This is a genomic window from Agrobacterium sp. rho-8.1, from assembly GCF_033957725.1.
In the GTDB taxonomy this organism is placed as follows: Bacteria; Pseudomonadota; Alphaproteobacteria; order Rhizobiales; family Rhizobiaceae; genus Agrobacterium.
Window position 1 is genome coordinate 134,087 of record NZ_CP192789.1, and the last position, 20,570, is coordinate 154,656.

The window sequence follows — 20,570 nt, forward strand, 5'->3', positions numbered from 1 at the left end:
GCTCTAGACGTCAGCGCTCATCGCCTGAGTGATGGCGAAGCGAACATCGTTTTCGTCGTAAGGCTTACAAAGAAGGACAGAACCGGCCGGGGCATTCTTCGGCAGAAAGTTGTCACCGGTCGCAAACACGATACCGATTTCCGGCTTGCGTGTTTTGATGAACAAAGCAAGCTCTGAGCCGCTCATATCCGGCAAGCCGACATCCGTTACAAGCACATCGAACTCTTCGCGTTGGATGAGGTCCATGGCCTGTGTGGCGTTTGCGGCTTCTATCACCGTATGTCCGCCCTCCAGAAGGATGTCGGCCGTATTCATGCGAATTAGATCGTCATCTTCGACCAGCATGACACGCATTGATGTCTTGGCCCGCAATTTGGCAAGAGTTGCCTGTTCTGAGGAACGGTCCCGGCTGGCTTCAACACGCTGCTTCTGGTTGGCGATCACGTGGCGCAAACGTCTGGCCAAAGCTTCACGCGTATAGGGCTTCGACAGCAGCTCGATCCCTGCATCCAGCTTACCGCCATGGACGATGGAATTTTCGGTATAGCCGGACGTGAACAGGATTGCGAGGTGCGGCAGACGCTCTTTCGCCCGTCGTGCCATCTCGCTGCTTTTCATCGGACCCGGCATCACCACATCGGTGAAGATCACGTCGATGGGCACTCCGCTTTCGGCAACTGTCAAACCTGCCTGCGCATCCCGCGCCGTCAGCACGCGATAGCCGAGATCGGACAGCGTTTCGACCACGATGCTTCTTACTTCGTCATCGTCCTCGACTACGAGCACAGTTTCCGTGCCGCCGACAATCGGGCCGGTTTGCGCGACAACTTCACGGTCCTCATCCGAATGCGAGCGGGGTAGATAAATCTTGACGGTCGTCCCCTGCCCGACCTCGCTGTAAATCTTGACATGCCCGCCAGACTGCTTGACGAAACCATAGACCATGGAGAGGCCAAGTCCCGTCCCTTTGCCCTCGGCTTTGGTCGAAAAAAACGGTTCGAACACCTTGTCGACAATCTCTGGCGCCATGCCAGAGCCCGTATCGGACACTGCGAGCATCACATATTGGCCAGCCTCGACTTCAGCATGCGTTCGCGCATAATCCTGGTCCAGAGATGCATTTCCAACCTCGATCGTCAGTTTTCCGGAACCTTCCATCGCATCGCGGGCGTTGATCGCAAGGTTCAACAGAGCGTTCTCTACCTGTGTGGGGTCGGCATAGGTATTCCACAGGCCACCGACAGTGACGACCTCGACTTCGACTGCCTCACCGAGTGAGCGTCGCAGCAGGTCGTCCATGCCGACAACGAACTTGCCGACATTGATGACCCGCGGCTCTAGCGCCTGGCGGCGGCCGAAGGCCAACAACTGACTGGCGAGTTTCGCCCCGCGACTGACACCCGCCAACGCGTTGCCAACCCGCCGTTCAGCACGTTCATTGCCAGCGACGTCTTTCGCCAAAAGCTGAAGATTCCCGGCGACGACCTGCAACAAATTGTTGAAATCGTGCGCAACTCCCCCCGTCAATTGGCCGATGGACTCCATTTTTTGTGCCTGTTGAAGCGCTCTTTCTGCCTGTCGACGCTCACCGATTTCGGCAGCGACACGCGCTTCGAGACCTTCGTTGAGGTGGCGCAACTGGTCTTCTGCCCGTATGCGGTGGCGAATTTCACGTTCAAGATTGGCGGAGTGCTCTTTCAGCGCGACTTCAGCGGTGCGTTGTTCGGTAATATCGGTGTGAACGCCGACCCATTCAATGATTGATCCTGCGCTATCGAGAATGGGAATGGCGCGTATGGCGAAGGTGCGGAAAACGCCATCGTGACGGCGAACGCGGTGCTCCCACACATAGGTGGACTTCATGGCGACCGCTTTGTTCCAACTGTTGATCGAGCCCTCACGATCATCGCTGTGAACGGCCTCTGCCCAGCCATAACCCTGATACTCATCGAATGTCTGGCCGGTGAGTTCCCCCCAACCGCTTTGCTCGCCAACCATCTTCCCATCCGGGCTGTTGGTCCACAGAACCCCATGAACGGCACTGACGGCAGCACGAAAACGGTTGTTGCTGACCAACAGCTCCCGCTCGGCGCGCTTGCGTGTTTCTATATCGATGATGAGAACATAGCAGCCATCGATTTGACCTTGCGAGGTACGTCGCGGGACATAGCGGATTTCGGCTGCACGCTTTACACCATCAGCGCCTGGAATCTCCGCGTCGTTGACAACAGTTTCCCCACCCAGAGCACGCTCGATAAACGGAAGCCGTTTCTGATAGAATATCTCGCCGATAACGTCCGAGACTTTTCGTCCCAAAACGTCTTCGGGACGGTGGTTGAACCATTCCAGATAACCCTGATTGGCGAACTGGTAGACATGATTTTGATCGATAAATCCGACAAGGATTGGCAATGCGTTGGTTAGGCGGCTCAGCTCTTCCCGGCTCGCAGCCAGCTCCGCCATGGCCCTAACCTTGTCGGTGTTTTCAAGGACCGTGCACAAAACGCCATCAACGGTGCCGGCATCGTTGTGGATGGGTGTGTAGAAGAGATCGAAGATCACGTCTTCGGGCTGCCCATGCCTTTTGAGAATAAGCGTTTGCTCGCGGAAAGACTGGACCTCGCCACGAAAACCCGCTTCCAGGATTTTCTTGTTCCAGTCCCAAATCTCGGGCCAGATGTCCTCAACGGTGCCACCAAGCGCTTTCGGATGGTAGTTGCCCGCAATCTCGATATATCCGTCATTGTAGATCATGACGTGGTCCGGCCCCCACATCAACACCTGGGGGATCGGCGAATTGACGACGGAATTGACCTTATGCCGCAGATTTGCAGGCCACGATGGAATGGCACCAAGCGGCGTTTCAGACCAGTCAAATGCGCGGACCAGAGAACCGGCTTCACCGCCACCCACAGGCCATTGGCCGAACCCAGAAATATCAGTCATAAAAGATCACCAACGAGAGCACCAACCCTCATCCACCCAAAGCTGCAGTCAAACGGGACTGACAGGCACCATCCAATGCATGCGAAGAAACTTATCAAGCGTTTTTTTGACGCCGACGCAATAGGACATTGAACGATATCGTCAGCCCGCAGATTTCAGCCAGTCGACGACGCCCTGCCCTGCTGCTTTTCCCGTAGCAAAACAAGCTGTTAGAAGATACCCCCCAGTTGGGGCTTCCCAGTCCAGCATCTCGCCCGCCACGAACACGCCAGGCATGGATTTCAGCATGTAGCGGGCGTCAATACCGTTCAAAGCGATTCCCCCGGCACTGGAAATGGCTTCTTCAATGGGCCGTGTTGCCACAATCGAAATCCGTAGAGCCTTTATCTGCTCGGCAATCTCCGTAGGCGACATGGCGGACACGCCAGGGACGCATTCGCGCAATAGGGCGACTTTGATCGGCGACAACCCTGCCGCCTTTCGCAATTTGTTCGAGAGACTGTCTTTGCGAGAGTGTGTTGTCAAAGCGCTAGAAAGGCGATCTTCAGAGCGCCCCGGCGCCAGATCAACGATCAAGCTGGGCTGTTCACCCTTCTCAAGCGCATCACGAAGGCAGGCTGAGTGCGCATAGATCAGACTGCCTTCGATACCGTATCTCGTTACGACAAACTCACCTTCGAAACGTCCTGCTCTGGAACTCGCAGCGACGGATTTGACGGGTTCTCCGGCACATCGATCGCTGAAATGATAACTCCAGCCGACGTCGAACCCGCAATTGGCAGGGCGAAACCCATCAATGTCGATGCCTTTCTGCGCCAACCACGGAACCCAGGCGGCATTAGAACCGAGCTTCGGCCAACTCGCGCCGCCAAGAGCGAGGAGAACGGCGTCGGCAGTGATAACAATACGGCCATTGGGCGTATCGAACGTCAAAGCATCATCTTCAAAACCGGTCCAGCGATGCCGGGTTTTGATATCGACGCCCTGTTGCTGCAACTTCGCCAGCCATGCCCGCAGAAGCGGTGAGCCCTTCATAGTGACCGGGAAAACGCGACCAGACGTTCCCGTAAATGTTTCCTGTCCAAGCGAAAGCGCCCAGGAACGAAGCTCGTCCGGCCTGAACCCGTCAAGTGCGGGTGAAAGCAGATCACGGGCCTTGCCAAATCGGGTCACGAAATCCCGGTAATCTTCTGCATGCGTGAGATTAAGGCCGGACTTGCCTGCCATCAGGAATTTCCGCGCAACCGTTGGCATAGCCTCAAACACCGTGACGGCAAGACCTGCAGCGGACAAAACCTCTGCTGCCATCAGGCCGGCTGGCCCGCCTCCAATGATGGCGACTTGCTTGTCCTGCATTGCCAAATTCCCACCGCGGTTTTCGTTATGATCTGCCTTATAACGATTTGCCTGTCACAATACATGCGCTAATGAAGCGTCATGTTCACGCTCAATGGCCTCGAAACCTGTTCTCAGGACATCAAGAAAAGCCGGTTCATTGCATGGGCCAGCCCTGTCGCGGATGAACAGTTGGCCAAATGCTTCATCGAGGAGCGTTCGGATGCCACGGCCAACCATAATTGCTGGGCATGGCGCATTGGCCAGGTTTATCGTTTCAGCGATGATGGCGAGCCATCCGGAACCGCTGGCAAACCCATCTTGCAAGCCATCGACGGACAGTCCCTCGATCGCATTGCCTTGGTTGTCACGCGATGGTTCGGAGGCATTCTTTTGGGCAGCGGTGGCTTGATGCGCGCTTATGGGGGTACCGCCGCAATTTGCCTGCGTAACGGCGGAAAAACACCGTTGGTTGCAACAATCTCGACGACCCTCGACTGCGGATTTTCCGATCTAGCCTTGGTAAAGTCCAGGCTTCTGGCTGTGCCGGATCTTGTGATCAAAGCAGAGACATTCACAGATAGCGGTGCAAGCCTATCTCTCGTGGTACCCGCTTCAAATGCCACCAAAGTTGCCCAGATGGTTTTGAACCTGACAGCTGGACGCGTAACGCTTCCATTGCCACAATCCTCGCCATAGACCACCTCGCCATCAGACAAATTTATGCTATGAGACAGCATGTCATCTGCGCTTTCAAATCCGCATTACCATCCACCGATGGAGCCATATATCTCCATGCTCTACCGGGATGGCGATATCGTCGTGCTCGACAAACCGAGTGGCTTGTTATCGGTTCCAGGTCGAGACCCGGCACTTTCCGACAGCCTGGCAACGCGGGTTCAAAAACAGTTTCCCAAGGCTTTGATGATCAACCGGCTGGACAAGGATACATCAGGCATCGTGCTCATGTCTCTGAACCGCAAGGCTCATGCCGCGATCGCGTCGCAGTTCGAGAACAGAACGACGCACAAATCCTATGTCGCTGTTGTCTGGGGACATGTTGATGGCGAGGCAGGTCAAATCGACCTTCCACTCGCGATTGATCCTGACAATAAACCGTGCCACCGCGTGGACCATGAGGCTGGCCGGGCATCGCAAACTGAATGGAGCGTTCTTGAGCGTCTGCCGCTTCCAGCAACGCGGCTTACGCTTCATCCATTGACCGGGCGGACACACCAGTTGCGGGTCCACATGAAGGCGATCGGTCACCCGATATTGGGCGATGAATTTTATTCCGATGGCGAAGCTTTGAAGGCTTCCGTACGATTGCTGTTGCATGCCGAGGCGTTGGGATTTCGACACCCTGACGGTCGCGACGTAACGTTCAACGTTGCCAGCCCTTTTTGAGGTGACGATGACGGACAAAGATCGTGACGAGCGCTTTATCGTAGATTTTGTAGGCGGAGCCGTCGGGCACAGATTGCGCTCGGGTGAGGGCCGTGGCCAGACACTGGCCAAAGCGGCCGGGATCAAAAGTGGCAAACTTCCGAGAATAGTCGATGCCACCGCAGGGCTGGGACGGGATGCGTTTTTGCTGGCTTCGCTGGGAGCGGAAGTGACACTCATTGAACGATCGCCGCAGATGCATGCCCTGCTGCACGAGGCGATATTACGCGCCATATCTGAAGGTGGCATCTATGAGACTATCGTGTCGAGAATGACACTACTTCACGGAGACTCGCGAGAAATCATTCCTACGCTGTCTCCAGAAGTCATCCTGGTCGATCCAATGCATCCACCGCGTCAGAACACGGCTCTTGTGAAAAAGGAAATGCGGGTTTTACGGGAATTGGTGGGGGCCGATCCTGACCAGACCGAGCTTATGCACATTGCGCTAGCCCACGCTCAAAAACGTGTCGTTTTGAAATGGCCACTTCGTGCCGACCCTATGCCCGGCATCCGTAAACCATCCCATCAATTGCTTGGAAAAAGTACGCGTTACGACGTCTTCATGATTTTGAATACAACAACATTCACCTGATCAGCGAAGCACGGCCTTTCTCTGGGCATTCATCAAAAGTTCATGGCGCGAAGCGAATTCTCCGAAAAGTGTGCGCAAACGCGACTCCTCTGTTTCATCCAGCCGATAACGGCGGCAGAACTCCGCGACGCTCTGGATCGGCTTCACATCCGCCGTTTCCATTTCCGTATTGACCACGATTTGCATTCTATCCTCCTTGGCATTTCAAGGAAGCAAAACCCGTGGCAAATCAAAGCGTTCCAACTCACTTCTTACCCATAAAATATCAGCCCTTCCCATTTACACGATGGAATCAAGTTTTGTTGAGACAGTTTGACGAAACGAAACTGCGACCCATATGTTTCCGGCCAGTCATCATAAATTGGAAGGGAGATCCATGCAGCGCGTTCATCTACTCACAACGACCGTTCTCGCCATGTGCCTAGTGGTGCCACTCGGCACGAACGCCCACGCACAATCCGCCAACTCGGCTGAAGCGGGTCAGGCAAATGCGCCGGATCAACGACCCGCGTTTCAAGGACAGACGCGCGCTCCGCAACCCGACACATTGCCATCATTGACCAAAACCGTCGTTGCAGAAGGGCTTCCTCACTTGTGGTCGATGGAAATACTCCCTGATAGCCGCATGATTGTGGCCGCCAAAGAAGGCACGATGCATATCGTGACAGACGGCAAGGCGAGCCCCGCTCTCGAGGGTGTGCCCAAAGTCTCGTCCGCTGGCCAGGGCGGGCTTCTGGACATCGCGCTTGCGCCTGATTTCGAAACGTCGAAAATGATTTATTTCTCATTTTCGGAACCGCGTGATGGCGGCAACGGTACCTCTGTCGCATCTGCCAAACTCGTCGAGAGCGACGGAAAAGCCCTATTGGAAGATACGAAAGTCATTTTCCGCCAGATGCCAACCTATGACGGAGACAAGCACTTCGGTTCGCGCCTCGTCTTCGGTCCCAATAAGGAATTGTACGTGACTGTTGGCGAACGCTCCGACAAGGAGCCACGTGTTCAGGCACAGGATGTATCGAGCGGCCTCGGCAAGATTTTCCGCATCGATGCGAATGGTAAAGCCTTCCAAGGCAATCCCTTCATCGGTAAAGACAACGCTTTGCCTGAAATCTGGAGCTATGGTCATCGCAATATGCAATCCGCAACCCTTGACGGTCAGGGTCGTCTATGGACCGTCGAGCACGGTCCCAAGGGCGGAGACGAACTCAACCTGCCCAAGGCCGGTTTGAACTACGGGTGGCCCGTCATCACGTACGGTATCGAATACAGCGGTAGTGCCGTTGGCGACGGCATGACGTCCAAGGACGGAATGGAACAGCCCGTCTATTATTGGGACCCGGTCATCGGTCCATCAGGCATGGCCTATTATGATTCCGACGCCATTCCGGAGTGGAAGGATTCGATCATCATCGGTGGCCTCGTCACCAAAGGCATCGTTGTTCTAAAAATCGACAACGACAAGGTTGTCTCTGAAAGCCGCTTGCCCCTGGAGGAGCGTATCCGCGATGTGAAAGTCGGTACCGACGGCTCCATCTATGCGGTGACGGAGCAACGCGGCGGCGGCAAGTCCCAAATCCTGAAGCTCACGCCGGGCGCATGAAGCAACGCGGCCGGGAGCGATGACAAACCCGCTCCCGGCAGCGTCCTTTAGCTGCTTCTGGAACACGGACGCGCTGGGCGCATTATCCTCCATAGGACGAGGAGCCATTTGCGAACATGAACCAGTTGCCAATCCGCTTATTGAAAAAAATCGGGCTGACTTACGTCAGCGATCAAGAACCGGGCATAGCACGTGAACGCCGCGGCAACGGGTTTTCCTACCGCCTGCCAAGTGGCGAACTTCTCTCAGACAAAATCGAAATCAGTCGCCTCAAATCGCTTGGCGTGCCACCAGCCTATGAAAAGGTGTGGATTTGCATCGATCCAACCGGCCATTTGCAAGCCACGGGCTATGATGCGCGTGGGCGCAAACAATACCGCTACCACCCTGAATGGCACGCCTTCCGGGGCGATACGAAATTCTACCAGCTCAAGACGTTCGGCGAGGCTTTGCCATCAATCCGCAGACGCGCAGCATCCGACATTGCAAAGCAGGAAATCGGGCAGAATGCGACCCTGGCTGCCCTCGTTCTCCTTCTCGATGCAGCCCATTTGCGTGTGGGCAACAAGACCTATCTGGAAACAAACGGCACCTATGGTGCAACAACACTTCTCAAGAAACACATCAAATTCGGGGAAACGATCGAGCTACGGTTTGCAGCAAAGGGGGGACAGCGCGTCAAACGCAAGCTAAAGCATCCTCGCTTGCAAAGAATTCTGGAAAATATCGCCGACCTGCCCGGCAGACAGCTGTTTGTCTGGCAGGATGACGAGGGTGACGTTCACCCGGTCGATTCCAGCGCGTTGAACGCCTACATTTCTCAAAGCGCTGGCGAAGGAATTTCCGCAAAAACGTTTCGCACATGGGGCGGAACTCTTGCAGCCTTTGGGCATGCCGTGCGGGCGCTCGAAGACGGTGATCGGCCAACCATTAAAAGCATGTGCGTTGCGGCATCCGAGGAATTGTCAAACACCCCGACAATCTGCAGAAAAAGCTATGTGCATCCTGCGGTGTTGGATATCGCAACGGATGAAAAGTCGATCAAGCGCATGGAGAAGGTCCTTGGCAGCGACTTGAAACAAACCTCTGGCCTGCGAGCCGACGAGCGTAAACTCCTGGCATTTCTTCCGTAGCGTCTGCCAACCGTGGCGCGGCATCGACCCTTAAAAGCACGCTGGACATGATGACGTGCATCGACAACACGTCGTTCAGTTTCATGTCAGCTACATGACACATCCACCTTCCTAAACACCATCTTGCGTCGCCGCTTTTCCCGGCGGGGGCGCCTATGGTCTGGCTTATTGGAAGAAATGCGATGTCTTTGTCATCTACAACATTGAGAAACGGTCGTGCTGAGATCAGGCGGCCCGCTGTCGGTAGCGTCACGCTTGGACTGGTGACAGCCCTCTATGTGCTGGCTTTCACAAATCACACGTTCTGGGCAAAAGCTCACACCTATCTTGCTCCTTATCCAGTCGCCATTTTCGGGCTATACGTTGCGCTGGGTGCTGCATTTTCGGCCGTCTTCATTCTGTTTACGGCAAAATATGTCACCAAGCCGATCTTTGGGTTTCTCATCATCGTCGCTGCGGTCTCGTCCTGGTTCATGGACAGGTTCGGCGCAGTTATCGATAGCGATATGGTGCGAAACGCGTTTGAAACGACACATGCCGAAGCCAACAATCTGATGACTCCGGGATTTGCCTTACATCTCGTAATCTTTGCTGGCATCCCGATTGCTATTCTCTGCGTGATCAAGATTGAGCACCGCCCGTTTTTTTCGAAACTGTTGTGGAACACACTCGCCATCATCGCTTGTCTTTCAGTAACGATTGCCATCGCTGCGGCGAACTCCAAGACGTTCACGACCGCCGTGCGCCAGCACAAGGATCTCGTCAAAAGTCTGAACCCGCTGACGCCGATTTCCTCGACGATCCATTACGTGATGCAGGCTGATCAAGAGGCGAAATTGACGGTGTCCCCGACCGGACAGGACGCCAAAATCATGCCTGCTCTGGCTGGCGTTCATAAGCCGCGCATCACCGTCATCGTCGCCGGAGAGACGGCACGTGCGGTGAACTTTTCCCTGAACGGATATGGCCGTGAGACAAATCCGAAACTCAAGGCGCAGAACGTCGTCTACTTCCCCAATACGGTGAGCTGCGGAACCGCGACTGCCATATCGTTACCTTGCATGTTCTCCCGCTTTACCCGCTCGGAATACAGTCACAGCAAGGCATTATCGAATGAGAATCTCGTCGATGTCCTTGTCCATGCCGGTGTCGATACCCGTTGGTGGGACAATGATACGGGCAGCAAGAACGTCGCCGACCGCATACCCTATTTCGATCTTTCCGCCACTCAGGACCCGAAATTCTGCCCGACGGGCGAATGTCGCGACGATATATTTCTGGACAGGCTTGATAGCTGGCTGGACGGCGTGACAAAGGATAGCGTGATTGTCCTTCACCAATTGGGCAGCCACGGCCCCACCTACCATCTTCGATACACGGACGAATATCGCAAATTCACGCCCGATTGCCAGACCGCCGAGCTTGGGAACTGCCAGGATTCAGAGATCGTGAACGCCTACGATAATACGATCCTTTATACAGATCACTTCCTCTCAGCCATTATCGACAAGCTCAAAACGCGATCCAACAAGCTGGCGACCAGTATGATCTATGCGTCGGACCACGGTGAATCGCTGGGTGAAAATGGAATCTATCTGCATGGTGCGCCTTATATTCTTGCCCCGGCCGAGCAGACGCATGTCCCCTTTGTTGTCTGGGTTGATAATGACTTTGCAAAATCGATGGGATTGGACAGCGCTTGTCTTTCTAAAGATGCGCAGGCTGGCGGTCGGTCGCATGACAACTTCTTCCACAGCATTTTGGGCATGATGAACATATCGACATCCGTCTATGACCGGTCGCTTGATGTCTTCAGCAACTGCACCCGCAGACCGGCAGCTTGATCATATGGAGCTTGACGAGATCAGATACGCAGAATACCCACTGTAATATCCCAGTCATTGGGGTCGAAAGCGAGGTATTCTTGCGTGTTCTGCTTGTCGAAGACGATCATGTGCTGGGCGAAGCACTTCGGGATCACGTTGCGGCAGCAAGCCATGCAGTCGATTGGTTCAAGACCGTCGCCGACGCGACGGCTGCAACGCAGACTGTTACCTATGGTCTCGTTCTGCTCGATCTTCGACTGCCAGATGGTGAAGGCCTTTCCATATTAAAGGGCTTGCGAAATCGCAATGATGCGACGCCGGTCATCATTTTGACCGCTCACGACCAAGTGTCTGACCGTATTGAGGGTTTGAATTCCGGCGCAGACGACTACCTCGTCAAACCGTTCAATCTGGGCGAATTGACCGCGCGCATGCTGGCCGTTTCCCGTCGTTATGAGGGCCGCTCGGCATCGGTCGTCAAACTGCCGGGCATAGAGATCAATCAGGTTGCCCGCAACATTATTGTCGACGGGCAGTCGCTGACGCTGAGCGCACGCGAGTGGGCCGTGCTGGAAAAACTGGTTGAAAGACCCGGAGCCGTCGTCTCGAAGGCGCAGCTGCACGAGACACTTTACGAATTCGGTGCGGAAATCGAGAGCAATACGGTCGAGGTCTATGTCAGTCGCCTTCGCAAGAAAATTGGCTCCGACAGGGTCGAAACGGTACGCGGCCTCGGCTACACGATCAGGTAAGGCAATGAAACGAAAAGACAGTATGACCCGCACAATGGTCATCGCGCTCACAAGCGTGGTCGCGCTCTCTTGGCTGGTCGCCTCTGGTCTCGGTATCATGGTCATGCAGGATGAGTTCGCGGAAATCTTCGACAGTTCCGTGCAGGAAACCGCTGAGCGGCTGATGCCGCTGATCGCCGATGACCTGAAAGAACGCAGCCCGGAAGCGGAACGCCGCCTCGTGCAACCCGCCTCGGGCGAAGAGTATCTGACCTACCAACTGCGGGATCGCGAAGGCGAGCTTCTGCTGCGTTCCTACGAGAGCGCGGCCGAACCCTTTGACGTGCCGGTTACGCCAGGGTTTGCCGATACGGCCACGCACCGCATCTATACGGTCAGCAACGCGGACGGCAGCCTCTATCTGCAAGTCGCAGACGCCTTTGCCAACCGCCGAGAGGCCATTGTCGAAGCCGGGACGGCGCTTGTGCTGTTTCTGCTGTTTCTGATCCCAGCCAGCATCGTCGCCGTTGTCCTCGTCGTTCGGCGAACACTCGCACCCGTGCAGACATTACGCGATGAGATCGGGCGCAAGGACAGTGGCAACATGGCACCTGTTGATGACCAGCATTTACCGCGAGAACTTCACCCGATCGCCAGATCCGTCAACCTTTTGCTGGAGCGTCTGCGCGCAGCTCTGGAATCCGAGAGGGCGTTCGCGTCCAATAGCGCCCATGAATTGCGAACACCCATTGCAGGTGCGCTTGCCCAGGCCCAGCGGTTGAAGGCCGATATTCCCTTAGCGTTCGCGCCGAGAGTGGACCAGATCGAGCGATCCCTGTCTCATCTCGCGCAACTTGCAGAAAAACTCCTGCAAATGTCACGGGCGGATGCCGGCATTGGAACATCGGAGACCCATACGGATTTGCTGCCCATCGTCGAACTCATGTTGGAAGACATTGGACGCTCGGACCTCGGAACGGGTCGCATTCAGCTACATCTGCCTGACGATGGCGGCTTGGAGGGCAAGATCAGCCCTGACGCCTTCGGCATCGTTGTGCGCAATCTCGTTGAAAACGCCCTCATTCACAGCCCGGAGCGAAGCCGGGTGGATATCCATGTCGACACTGACAATTCGTTTCGTGTGGTCAACCAGAGCGCCATTATCGACCCTGAGCTCCTGCCAAAACTGACCACCCGGTTTACAAGAGGCGCGACGCAGGCTGCAGGCTCGGGCCTGGGTCTTGCAATCGTCCACCATCTGGTGAGCCAGATGAAGGGATCGATGCTGATCACTTCACCTGCCACCGCTCGTAACGATGGCTTCGAAGTCAAGGTGTCCTTGCCGAGGACATAAAAATCCGGGTAAAACCATATGAAAGCCAGCGCCGAAATTGCTTTCATATCGGCTCCATCCTATCAATTTTCATGCTCTACGATGTCACCCGCCTGCCACTCGACCGCCTGCTCCTTGCATCCACCAAGGCGACAGAGGGCTTGGCGCGTCTGGACGAACGGATCTTGCGCTCGCCGATCGGTGAAGGTTTTTTGCAGCGGCAAGACTTTATGGATGCGGTCTCATCGCTCTGGATTGATGGGGAACTGGTTCACATCGAAGATCTTGTGCTGCACGATGCGCATATGGATATTCGCGCGCCGACCCACGAGATGGCGATAGCAAACCGGATTTTGCGCACCCGCAGGCAGATTTTCGGCAACGGGCCTCTTTGGGCATTGAGCCCATCCGGGCTTTCGCGTCTGCGCGGTAACGACGTTGCAGATAAGGGCAACACGCTGCATCTTCATGTGTCTCCAGGCGAGCAATATCCGGTTGCGCCAACTGATGATGAGGACGCGATGCTGCTCAGCGATGAGTTATCCGCCATCGACAGATTGATCGCCCGCAGCACAGCCACGCTCGCCTCGATCACGACGAAGGACACGCAACCGCAGCATCGAGCTGACAGCCTCACGCGTGATCCGGACTGGAACGAAGACGAGCGACTAGGGGAATGGAAACAATCGTTAAAGGCGACGGAGGGATTGCCCTCCGTTCTGCGCGCCGCTGTAGCCCTCGACGCATGGCAGCGGCTGGAAGTGCTGCAACGGAGCCCATGGCTTGGACGGCAACTGGCTGCGGCATTACTGAGGGAGGAAGGGCTGACGACGTCCCACTTGGCCGCATTGAATAGCGGATTGCGGGCAATTCCCCGTGAGCGCAGAAATGCCGGGACGCAGGTGGAGCGGATCAGTGCCGTTTTGGATAGTCTGCGAGAGGCTGCCGCCCTCGGCATGAAGGAGCACGATCGGCTGTTGAACGCCAAGAGCCGCATGGAGCGAAGGCTGACCGGTCGCCGGTCAAACTCGCGCCTGCCGGAGTTGATCAAGCTTGTCCTTTCGCGACCCGTCGTCTCTACAGCCATGATTGTCAAGGCCTTGGGCACGACACCCCAAGGTGCCGTGGGCCTCGCCAACCAGCTGGAGCTACGCGAAATGACCGGGCGCGGCCGCTTTCGCGCCTGGGGAGTCATCTGATCGCTGGCGTCCGGATCGGCTGATAACTGTCGGTATCCACGATTATATTAGCGGGCTAACCAACAACTCTCCACCATCACGAAGAAAGAGGTTGCTAGTGGCCGCCTAAGTGAGCAAGAAATGCTGAAGGCGATTCTCAATCGCCGTATAATGAGTTCATGGTAGGGAGGAAATTCCATGAAAGTCGTTCTCACATCGGTGACTACAGCTGCAACTGCTCTTTTGATGGCGTCCAGCGCGCTCGCCGCGACGGAAATCCAGTGGTGGCATGCCATGACAGGTGCAAACAACGAAGTTGTCGAGCAGCTTTCAAAGGAATTCAACGAAAGCCAATCCAACTACAAGATCCTGCCTGTCTTCAAAGGTACCTATCCTGAAACGCTCAACGCGGGCATCGCGGCGTTCCGTGCCAAGCAACCACCAGCCATCATTCAGGTTTTCGATGCTGGCAGTGGTGTGATGATGGGTGCACAGGGCGCGATCGTGCCGGTGGCCGAGGTCTTGGAAAAGGGCGGCTTCAAATTCAATAAAGCCGACTATCTACCTGGCATCGTCTCTTATTATTCCAAGCCTGACGGCACAATGCTGTCATTCCCGTATAATTCCTCATCGCCGATCATGTACTACAACAAGGACACCTTCAAGAAGGCCGGACTGGATGCGGAAAATCCACCGAAAACATGGTCTGAAGTTTTTGAGGCTGCCAAGAAGATCAAGTCGAGCGGCGCTGCTCCTTGCGGCTTCACATCCACGTGGCTGACATGGATCCAGACCGAGAATTTTGCCGCATGGAACAACCTTTCCTACGGTAGCAATGAAAACGGTCTGGCTGGCACCGACGTGAAACTGGCCTTCAACTCCGAGCCTTTCGTCAAGCATTTCCAGGCGATTGCCGATCTCGCCAAGGATGGCACGTTCCGCTATGGCGGTCGCACGTCCGAGGCCAAGCAGCTTTTCACGTCCAGCGAATGCGGCATCCTGACCGAGTCTTCCGGTGGCCTTGGCGATATCGTCAAGAGCGGCATGAATTACGGTATCGGCCAGCTTCCCTATGACGAGGGAGAGGGTCGCCCGCAAAATACCATTCCCGGCGGTGCCAGCCTCTGGGTCTTCGGCGGCAAGTCCGACGACGAGTACAAGGGCACCGCGGAGTTCTTCCACTTCCTGTCGCAGACCAAGATTCAGTCGCGCCTGCACCAGGTGTCCGGCTATATGCCGGTGACGCTTGCGGCTTATGAGGACACCAAAAAGTCTGGCTTCTATGAAAAGAACCCGGCTCGCGAGACCCCACTGCTGCAGATGATGGGCAAGCCCCCGACAGAAAACTCCAAGGGTGTGCGTCTGGTCAATCTCCCGCAGGTTCGCGACATCATGAACGAAGAGTTCGAAACGATGCTCGCTGGCAAGCAGGATGCAAAAGCCGCCCTCGACAAAGCGGTCGAACGCGGCAACGCAGCCATCCAGCAGGCGATCGGCAAGTAAACCGCCTTCTAGCCGCTCGCACCCGCTCAGGGTGCAGCGGCGATGGTTGGATCGGAGCGGCACGGTTGAAACGCGCCGCTCCTCATTCGTTCGCGTATCGGATGATGTCCGGCTCATTTTTTCGGTCCGATGCTCTCAAGGAGCCCGCCTTTGCAAAGCGTTGTCTTTCCCAACAAGATACTTCCGTATTTTCTCGTTGCTCCGCAGATCGTTCTGACGGTCATTTTCTTCTTTTGGCCCGCGAGCCAGGCACTTTACCAATCGGCGATGCGAGAAGACCCGTTCGGCCTTCAGAGCACCTTCGTCGGCTTTGCGAACTTCTCCGCCATTCTGTCTGACCCCAATTACTTGCACGCGCTTCAGGTCACCGTCGTCTTCAGCATTGCAACCGCGCTGCTTTCGATGGCGGCGGCCCTTTTACTGGCAACGGCTGCCGATCTGGTGGTGCGCGGCAAGGGCTTCTATCGCACGATGATGATCATCCCCTACGCCGTCGCGCCTGCCGTGGCCGGTATGCTGTGGCTGTTCATGTTCAACCCGGCCATGGGCACCCTCGCCTATCTTCTGCGCCGCAATGGCATCGCCTGGGATCCTCTGCTGGATGGCAATCAGGCCATGGCGCTGGTTGTCGCTGCTGCTGCCTGGAAGCAGATCAGCTACAATTTCCTGTTTTTCGTCGCAGGTCTTCAGGCCATACCCAAGTCTCTGCTGGAAGCCGCTGCGATCGATGGTGCACGGGGAGCCCGGCGATTCTGGACGATCATCTTCCCGCTTCTGGCACCGACGACCTTCTTTCTGCTGGTGGTCAACACCGTCTACGCCTTCTTCGATACATTCGGCATCATTCATTCCGTCACCGGCGGCGGACCGGCCAAGGCCACGGAAACGCTGGTCTACAAGGTTTACAATGACGGCTTCGTCAATCTCAACCTCGGCTCATCCGCCGCACAATCGGTGGTCCTGATGGTCATCGTCATTGCGCTCACGGCATTCCAGTTCCGCTTCGTCGAGCGGCGCGTGCATTACGGTTGAGGAGAACATCATGATCCAGAACCGTCCCATCGCAACGCTCATGGCGCATCTGATGCTGATCATCGGCATCATCATCGTAGCGTTCCCGATCTACTACACATTCATCGCCTCTTCGGCGACATCGACCGACATTCTGCGCCCGCCCATGTCGTTGCTGCCAGCCGGACATCTGGCGGAAAATTACCATGAGGCGATTTCCGGCGGTGTGGAGCGCGTCGTGGGCGTCAGTCTCGAGCGTCTGCTGTTCAACAGCTTCGTCGTGGCTGTTGCGATTGCGCTGGGCAAGATCGTCATCTCGTTCCTCTCGGCGTTTGCCATCGTCTTCTTCCGGTTCCCCTTCCGCATGGGATTCTTCTGGATGATCTTCGTGACGCTGATGCTGCCGGTGGAAGTCCGCATTTTGCCGACCTACAAGGTGATCGTAGACCTCGGCCTGTTGAACACCTATGCGGGCCTGACGCTTCCCTTGATGGCGTCTGCCACGGCCACCTTCCTGTTTCGCCAGTTCTTCCTGACGATACCCGGCGAACTGGTTGAGGCGGCGCGCATCGACAATGCGGGGCCGTTCCGCTTCATGCGCGATATTCTGCTGCCGCTTTCGACAACGAATATCGCGGCCCTTTTCGTGATCCTCTTCATCTATGGCTGGACGCAATATTTGTGGCCGTTGCTGGTAACGGATCGCGCTGAAATGAACACAATCATAATTGGCCTGCGCCGCATGGTGGATTTCACCGATGCATCGACGCCGTGGAATTACGTGATGGTGACAGCGATCCTGGCTATCATCCCGCCCGTTCTCGTCGTCGTCTTCATGCAGCGCTGGTTTGTCAAAGGCTTGGTGGAGACTGAAAAGTAATGGCGACAATCGAACTCAAGGACGTCCGCAAAGTCTATGGCGGCAACATCGAGGCGATCAAAGGCGTCTCGCTGGACATTCAGGATGGCGAAATGATCGTGCTGGTCGGGCCGTCTGGTTGCGGAAAGTCGACCCTTTTGCGCATGGTGGCCGGGTTGGAGAGTATCAGTTCGGGCAGCATCGACATCGCGGGCAAGCGCGTCAACGATCTCGAACCCGCCGAGCGCGACATTGCCATGGTCTTCCAGAACTATGCGCTTTATCCGCACATGACGGTGCGCCAGAACCTCGCCTATGGCCTGAAGAACCGCAACACACCGAAGGACGAAATCGACCGCCGGATAACGGATGCGGCAAAAGCTCTGGAAATCGAACAGTATCTGGAGCGTAAGCCGCGCCAACTGTCAGGTGGCCAGCGTCAACGCGTTGCCATGGGCCGTGCCATCGTGCGCAAACCGTCTGCGTTCCTGTTCGATGAGCCGCTGTCCAATCTCGACGCAAAGCTGCGCGTGCAGATGCGCGTCGAAATTCGGCGTTTACAACGCTCGCTCGCCACGACCAGCATCTATGTGACCCACGACCAGATGGAAGCGATGACGCTTGCGGATCGCCTCGTGGTCCTGAATGCAGGACGTATCGAGCAGGTCGGCACGCCTATCGAACTTTACGAAAAGCCGGCGACGAGTTTCGTTGCCACCTTCATCGGTTCTCCGTCGATGAACCTGCTGCCGCTCAATGGCTCCGTCTGGAACGTGCCGGAAAACGGAAGCATTCCCGCCAACGCGACCACAATCGGCATTCGCCCTGAAAACCTTATTATTGCGGACACGGCTTCGAACGCCGCATTCAAGCTACCAGTTCAAGTGGCGGCGGTAGAACTGGTCGGCGCGGAGAGCTACGTTCACGGCGAAATGCCAGACGGTAGCACCATCGTCTTCCGCGTCCCCGGTCGCTCGGCGATGGAAATCGGGCAGACCGTAACGATCACGGCAGATCCAGCCCATTTCCATCTCTTCGACGCCGCTGGTTCGCGCATTTAGCGCAAAGATGGGTAACGACCGCGCTCAAAGATCGCGGTCGTTCACAGCCTTATGCCTTTCAGCCTGCCAAACGCTGCTCGGCAAGCTTCACCCAATAGGACACACCATAGGCAATCGCCTCATCGTTGAAGTCGTAGGCAGGATTGTGCAGCCCGGCACTCTCGCCATTGCCGAGAAATATGAAAGCGCCTGGACGTTCGTTGAGCATGTAGGAAAAATCCTCTCCCGCCATGGATGGGTCCACATCAGGATCGACATTCTTGTCGCCGACGATATCGCGCGCGATACGAATGGCGTGCTCCGTCTCATCGGCATGGTTGACCGTCACGGGGCAATGCCGCTCGTAAACCACTTCCGCCTCAGCATCATTGGCTGTCGCAATGCCCTCAGCAATCTGCTTGATGCGGTTTTGTGCCACGTCGCGCACCCCCTCATCCAGCGTGCGGACCGTGCCTGCGATCACCGCCTCGTTGGGAATGATGTTATGGCTGGAACCCGCCTGAAAACGCGTAACAGAGACGACCACCGAGCGAATGGGATCGGTATTGCGCGAGGCAATCAGCTGGAGATTGGTCACGATCTGCGCCCCGATTGAGATCGGGTCTATCGTACGATGCGGCTGAGCCGCATGACCGCCCCGCCCCTTGACGACGATGGAGAATTTATCCGGGGCCGCCATGATCCCACCCTTGCGGATGGCAAATGAACCCAGTGGAATACCCGGCATATTGTGCATGCCGTAGACTTCATCGATCTTGAAGCGGGTCATCAGGCCGTCTTCGATCATGGCAAGCGCGCCAGCGCCACCCTCTTCCGCTGGCTGAAAGATCACAGCGACAGAGCCTGTGAAATTGCGTGTTTCTGCCAGATGTTTTGCAGCCCCCAGCAGCATGGCCATATGGCCATCGTGGCCACAGGCATGCATCTTGCCTGCAATTTTCGACGTCCAGGGCTTGCCGGTCTCCTCCACGATCGGCAAAGCGTCCATGTCGGATCTGAGACCTATGGTGCGCCCTTTTCCATGCCGACCATGGATGATCCCCACGACACCGGTGCGACCAATGCCTGTCACGATCTCGTCAACACCAAAGGATTCCAGCTTGCCTGCGATGAAAGCCGCGGTGTCGTGAACGTCGTAAAGGAGTTCAGGATTTTCATGGAGATGGCGCCGCCACTCGCTCGCTTCTGCCTGCAATTCGGCGGCTGTGTTCAAAACTGGCATACTGTTATTCCCGATTTCCCATTCTCGACATCTGCATCACGCGCGTTCGCTACGAATATTGCGCCGCATAATTGACGCAATCAATGTACTTGCAAGATGCTTATTTTGCACATGTGTCGCTCTCGCTTTATCGCCTTGTTATAACGCGTAAACCTCTGCCACGCAGCAAAAAGAAGATTTTGAGGTAGTCAAATCTTTGCTCGCCCTGATCACCAACTGGAATTAACTCTGAGTTGTAGATACAACTTATAGGAGTTACGCAAATGGGTTTTAAGGTCTGGGGCAAGATCGACGGCAAGCGTTTCGAACAGGTGTTCACAAGTGTTGCTGAATGGCGTGCTGAGCGTAGCGTGATCGAACGTGTGGCTGCGGTAGTCGTTATGGGAATGGCGAGTGTCGAGGTTGCAGCGTGAACCAACTGCTCACACCTGAACTACGTGCGAAACTCTTGCACAACAATGCGACAGCGCGGGAACACGATCATATTCCAGTCGTCAAGTGGTTTACACCTTGGGGTGCTGCGACGTGGCTGCTTACGGCATGGGCGAACCTGAACTCGGCTATGTCAGCCTAAGCGAAGTAACAAGCGTATCAGGACCACATGGTTTGAAGATCGAGCGCGACGAGCATTTCAACCCAACCAAGCGTTTATCCGCTTACGTTGAGGCTGCGCGACAAGATCGACGAGTGGTGGACATTTAATTGAGGATGATCTTTGTCTTGTGATCAGACTCGGACGCAGCAAGCCTTCTCAATAACTCGTTGAATGCATCGTCGTTTTGCACGGC

At 55.9% G+C, this 20,570-nt stretch carries 18 protein-coding genes and 1 pseudogene; 15 read left to right on the forward strand and 4 right to left on the reverse strand.

Annotated elements, in window-relative coordinates; all coding sequences use genetic code 11:
• Positions 1 to 3 precede the first annotated feature (3 nt).
• Together RMR21_RS15405 and RMR21_RS15410 are read right to left on the reverse strand one after the other, a co-directional pair.
• Positions 4 to 2,946, reverse strand: a complete 2,943-nt coding sequence (locus RMR21_RS15405; protein WP_498670349.1) for a hybrid sensor histidine kinase/response regulator — start codon at positions 2,944 to 2,946, stop codon at positions 4 to 6.
• Between the two features lie 141 nt (positions 2,947 to 3,087).
• Entirely contained in the window at positions 3,088 to 4,302 is a 1,215-nt protein-coding gene (locus RMR21_RS15410; RefSeq protein WP_498670350.1) for a TIGR03862 family flavoprotein, read from the reverse strand.
• 81 nt (positions 4,303 to 4,383) lie between these two features.
• Here RMR21_RS15410 and RMR21_RS15415 point away from each other — a divergent pair, with 81 nt between their 5' ends.
• The 3 genes from RMR21_RS15415 to RMR21_RS15425 are packed head-to-tail and all read left to right on the forward strand — an operon-like array spanning position 4,384 to position 6,322.
• Complete coding sequence (locus RMR21_RS15415) at positions 4,384 to 4,980, forward strand: IMPACT family protein (protein ID WP_498670351.1); 597 nt, start codon at positions 4,384 to 4,386, stop codon at positions 4,978 to 4,980.
• A 39-nt stretch (positions 4,981 to 5,019) separates the two neighbouring features.
• Positions 5,020 to 5,688: a pseudouridine synthase gene (locus RMR21_RS15420; protein WP_498670352.1), complete on the forward strand. Its 669-nt coding sequence runs from the start codon at positions 5,020 to 5,022 to the stop codon at positions 5,686 to 5,688.
• A 7-nt stretch (positions 5,689 to 5,695) separates the two neighbouring features.
• A complete protein-coding gene (locus RMR21_RS15425) occupies positions 5,696 to 6,322 on the forward strand; it encodes a class I SAM-dependent methyltransferase (protein WP_498670353.1) in 627 nt (208 codons plus the stop codon).
• Here the strand turns inward: RMR21_RS15425 and RMR21_RS15430 are convergent, their stop codons facing one another.
• Positions 6,323 to 6,508 carry a hypothetical protein gene (locus tag RMR21_RS15430; RefSeq protein ID WP_498670354.1) on the reverse strand — a complete coding sequence of 62 codons (186 nt, stop codon included), beginning with the start codon at positions 6,506 to 6,508 and terminating at the stop codon, positions 6,323 to 6,325. It abuts the gene before it with no gap.
• A gap of 190 nt (positions 6,509 to 6,698) precedes the next feature.
• Between RMR21_RS15430 and RMR21_RS15435 the strand changes: the two genes are divergently transcribed.
• The 10 genes from RMR21_RS15435 (at position 6,699) to RMR21_RS15480 (ending at position 18,560) form a co-directional block, all read left to right on the forward strand.
• Positions 6,699 to 7,925 (forward strand): PQQ-dependent sugar dehydrogenase, encoded by a 1,227-nt coding sequence (locus tag RMR21_RS15435; protein WP_498670355.1) that lies wholly within the window; start codon positions 6,699 to 6,701, stop codon positions 7,923 to 7,925.
• A 116-nt stretch (positions 7,926 to 8,041) separates the two neighbouring features.
• A complete protein-coding gene (locus RMR21_RS15440; protein WP_498670356.1) occupies positions 8,042 to 9,058 on the forward strand; it encodes a DNA topoisomerase IB in 1,017 nt (338 codons plus the stop codon).
• Between the two features lie 182 nt (positions 9,059 to 9,240).
• Positions 9,241 to 10,902 carry a phosphoethanolamine transferase gene (locus tag RMR21_RS15445; RefSeq protein ID WP_498670357.1) on the forward strand — a complete coding sequence of 554 codons (1,662 nt, stop codon included), beginning with the start codon at positions 9,241 to 9,243 and terminating at the stop codon, positions 10,900 to 10,902.
• A gap of 80 nt (positions 10,903 to 10,982) precedes the next feature.
• Positions 10,983 to 11,636 carry a response regulator gene (locus RMR21_RS15450; protein ID WP_498670358.1) on the forward strand — a complete coding sequence of 218 codons (654 nt, stop codon included), beginning with the start codon at positions 10,983 to 10,985 and terminating at the stop codon, positions 11,634 to 11,636.
• Positions 11,637 to 11,640: 4 nt separating this feature from the next.
• Positions 11,641 to 12,969, forward strand: coding sequence for a sensor histidine kinase (locus RMR21_RS15455; RefSeq protein WP_498670359.1), 1,329 nt, complete (start codon positions 11,641 to 11,643; stop codon positions 12,967 to 12,969).
• 71 nt (positions 12,970 to 13,040) lie between these two features.
• Positions 13,041 to 14,147: an RHE_PE00001 family protein gene (locus RMR21_RS15460; protein ID WP_498670360.1), complete on the forward strand. Its 1,107-nt coding sequence runs from the start codon at positions 13,041 to 13,043 to the stop codon at positions 14,145 to 14,147.
• Between the two features lie 177 nt (positions 14,148 to 14,324).
• Positions 14,325 to 15,629, forward strand: coding sequence for a sn-glycerol-3-phosphate ABC transporter substrate-binding protein UgpB (gene ugpB / locus RMR21_RS15465; RefSeq protein ID WP_498670361.1), 1,305 nt, complete (start codon positions 14,325 to 14,327; stop codon positions 15,627 to 15,629).
• A gap of 150 nt (positions 15,630 to 15,779) precedes the next feature.
• Complete coding sequence (ugpA, locus tag RMR21_RS15470) at positions 15,780 to 16,661, forward strand: sn-glycerol-3-phosphate ABC transporter permease UgpA (protein ID WP_498670362.1); 882 nt, start codon at positions 15,780 to 15,782, stop codon at positions 16,659 to 16,661.
• 10 nt (positions 16,662 to 16,671) lie between these two features.
• The gene (gene ugpE / locus RMR21_RS15475) at positions 16,672 to 17,520 is read left to right on the forward strand and encodes a sn-glycerol-3-phosphate ABC transporter permease UgpE (protein WP_498670363.1); all 849 of its coding nucleotides are present in this window, start codon (positions 16,672 to 16,674) and stop codon (positions 17,518 to 17,520) included.
• A complete protein-coding gene (locus RMR21_RS15480) occupies positions 17,520 to 18,560 on the forward strand; it encodes a sn-glycerol-3-phosphate import ATP-binding protein UgpC (protein ID WP_498670364.1) in 1,041 nt (346 codons plus the stop codon). Before ugpE ends, RMR21_RS15480 begins: the two co-directional genes overlap by 1 nt.
• Positions 18,561 to 18,618: 58 nt before the next feature.
• Here RMR21_RS15480 and RMR21_RS15485 read toward each other — a convergent pair whose 3' ends face one another.
• Complete coding sequence (locus RMR21_RS15485) at positions 18,619 to 19,782, reverse strand: M20 aminoacylase family protein (protein ID WP_498670365.1); 1,164 nt, start codon at positions 19,780 to 19,782, stop codon at positions 18,619 to 18,621.
• Between the two features lie 263 nt (positions 19,783 to 20,045).
• Here RMR21_RS15485 and RMR21_RS15490 point away from each other — a divergent pair, with 263 nt between their 5' ends.
• Complete coding sequence (locus RMR21_RS15490) at positions 20,046 to 20,195, forward strand: hypothetical protein (RefSeq protein ID WP_498670366.1); 150 nt, start codon at positions 20,046 to 20,048, stop codon at positions 20,193 to 20,195.
• Positions 20,192 to 20,484: pseudogene (locus RMR21_RS15495) on the forward strand (DUF2958 domain-containing protein). Before RMR21_RS15490 ends, RMR21_RS15495 begins: the two are co-directional and overlap by 4 nt.
• The last annotated feature ends 86 nt before the right edge of the window (positions 20,485 to 20,570 follow it).

Bases quoted from the DNA above. Each gene is read 5' to 3' on its own strand.
- RMR21_RS15490 (WP_498670366.1), top strand. From the start codon at position 20,046: ATGGGTTTTAAGGTCTGGGGCAAGATCGACGGCAAGCGTTTCGAACAG.
- RMR21_RS15430 (WP_498670354.1), bottom strand. From the start codon at position 6,508: ATGCAAATCGTGGTCAATACGGAAATGGAAACGGCGGATGTGAAGCCG.
- RMR21_RS15485 (WP_498670365.1), bottom strand. From the start codon at position 19,782: ATGCCAGTTTTGAACACAGCCGCCGAATTGCAGGCAGAAGCGAGCGAG.
- ugpE (WP_498670363.1), top strand. From the start codon at position 16,672: ATGATCCAGAACCGTCCCATCGCAACGCTCATGGCGCATCTGATGCTG.
- RMR21_RS15410 (WP_498670350.1), bottom strand. From the start codon at position 4,302: ATGCAGGACAAGCAAGTCGCCATCATTGGAGGCGGGCCAGCCGGCCTG.
- ugpB (WP_498670361.1), top strand. From the start codon at position 14,325: ATGAAAGTCGTTCTCACATCGGTGACTACAGCTGCAACTGCTCTTTTG.
- RMR21_RS15480 (WP_498670364.1), top strand. From the start codon at position 17,520: ATGGCGACAATCGAACTCAAGGACGTCCGCAAAGTCTATGGCGGCAAC.
- RMR21_RS15445 (WP_498670357.1), top strand. From the start codon at position 9,241: ATGTCTTTGTCATCTACAACATTGAGAAACGGTCGTGCTGAGATCAGG.
- RMR21_RS15460 (WP_498670360.1), top strand. From the start codon at position 13,041: ATGCTCTACGATGTCACCCGCCTGCCACTCGACCGCCTGCTCCTTGCA.
- RMR21_RS15405 (WP_498670349.1), bottom strand. From the start codon at position 2,946: ATGACTGATATTTCTGGGTTCGGCCAATGGCCTGTGGGTGGCGGTGAA.
- RMR21_RS15420 (WP_498670352.1), top strand. From the start codon at position 5,020: ATGTCATCTGCGCTTTCAAATCCGCATTACCATCCACCGATGGAGCCA.
- RMR21_RS15425 (WP_498670353.1), top strand. From the start codon at position 5,696: ATGACGGACAAAGATCGTGACGAGCGCTTTATCGTAGATTTTGTAGGC.
- RMR21_RS15415 (WP_498670351.1), top strand. From the start codon at position 4,384: ATGTTCACGCTCAATGGCCTCGAAACCTGTTCTCAGGACATCAAGAAA.
- RMR21_RS15435 (WP_498670355.1), top strand. From the start codon at position 6,699: ATGCAGCGCGTTCATCTACTCACAACGACCGTTCTCGCCATGTGCCTA.
- RMR21_RS15455 (WP_498670359.1), top strand. From the start codon at position 11,641: ATGAAACGAAAAGACAGTATGACCCGCACAATGGTCATCGCGCTCACA.
- RMR21_RS15440 (WP_498670356.1), top strand. From the start codon at position 8,042: ATGAACCAGTTGCCAATCCGCTTATTGAAAAAAATCGGGCTGACTTAC.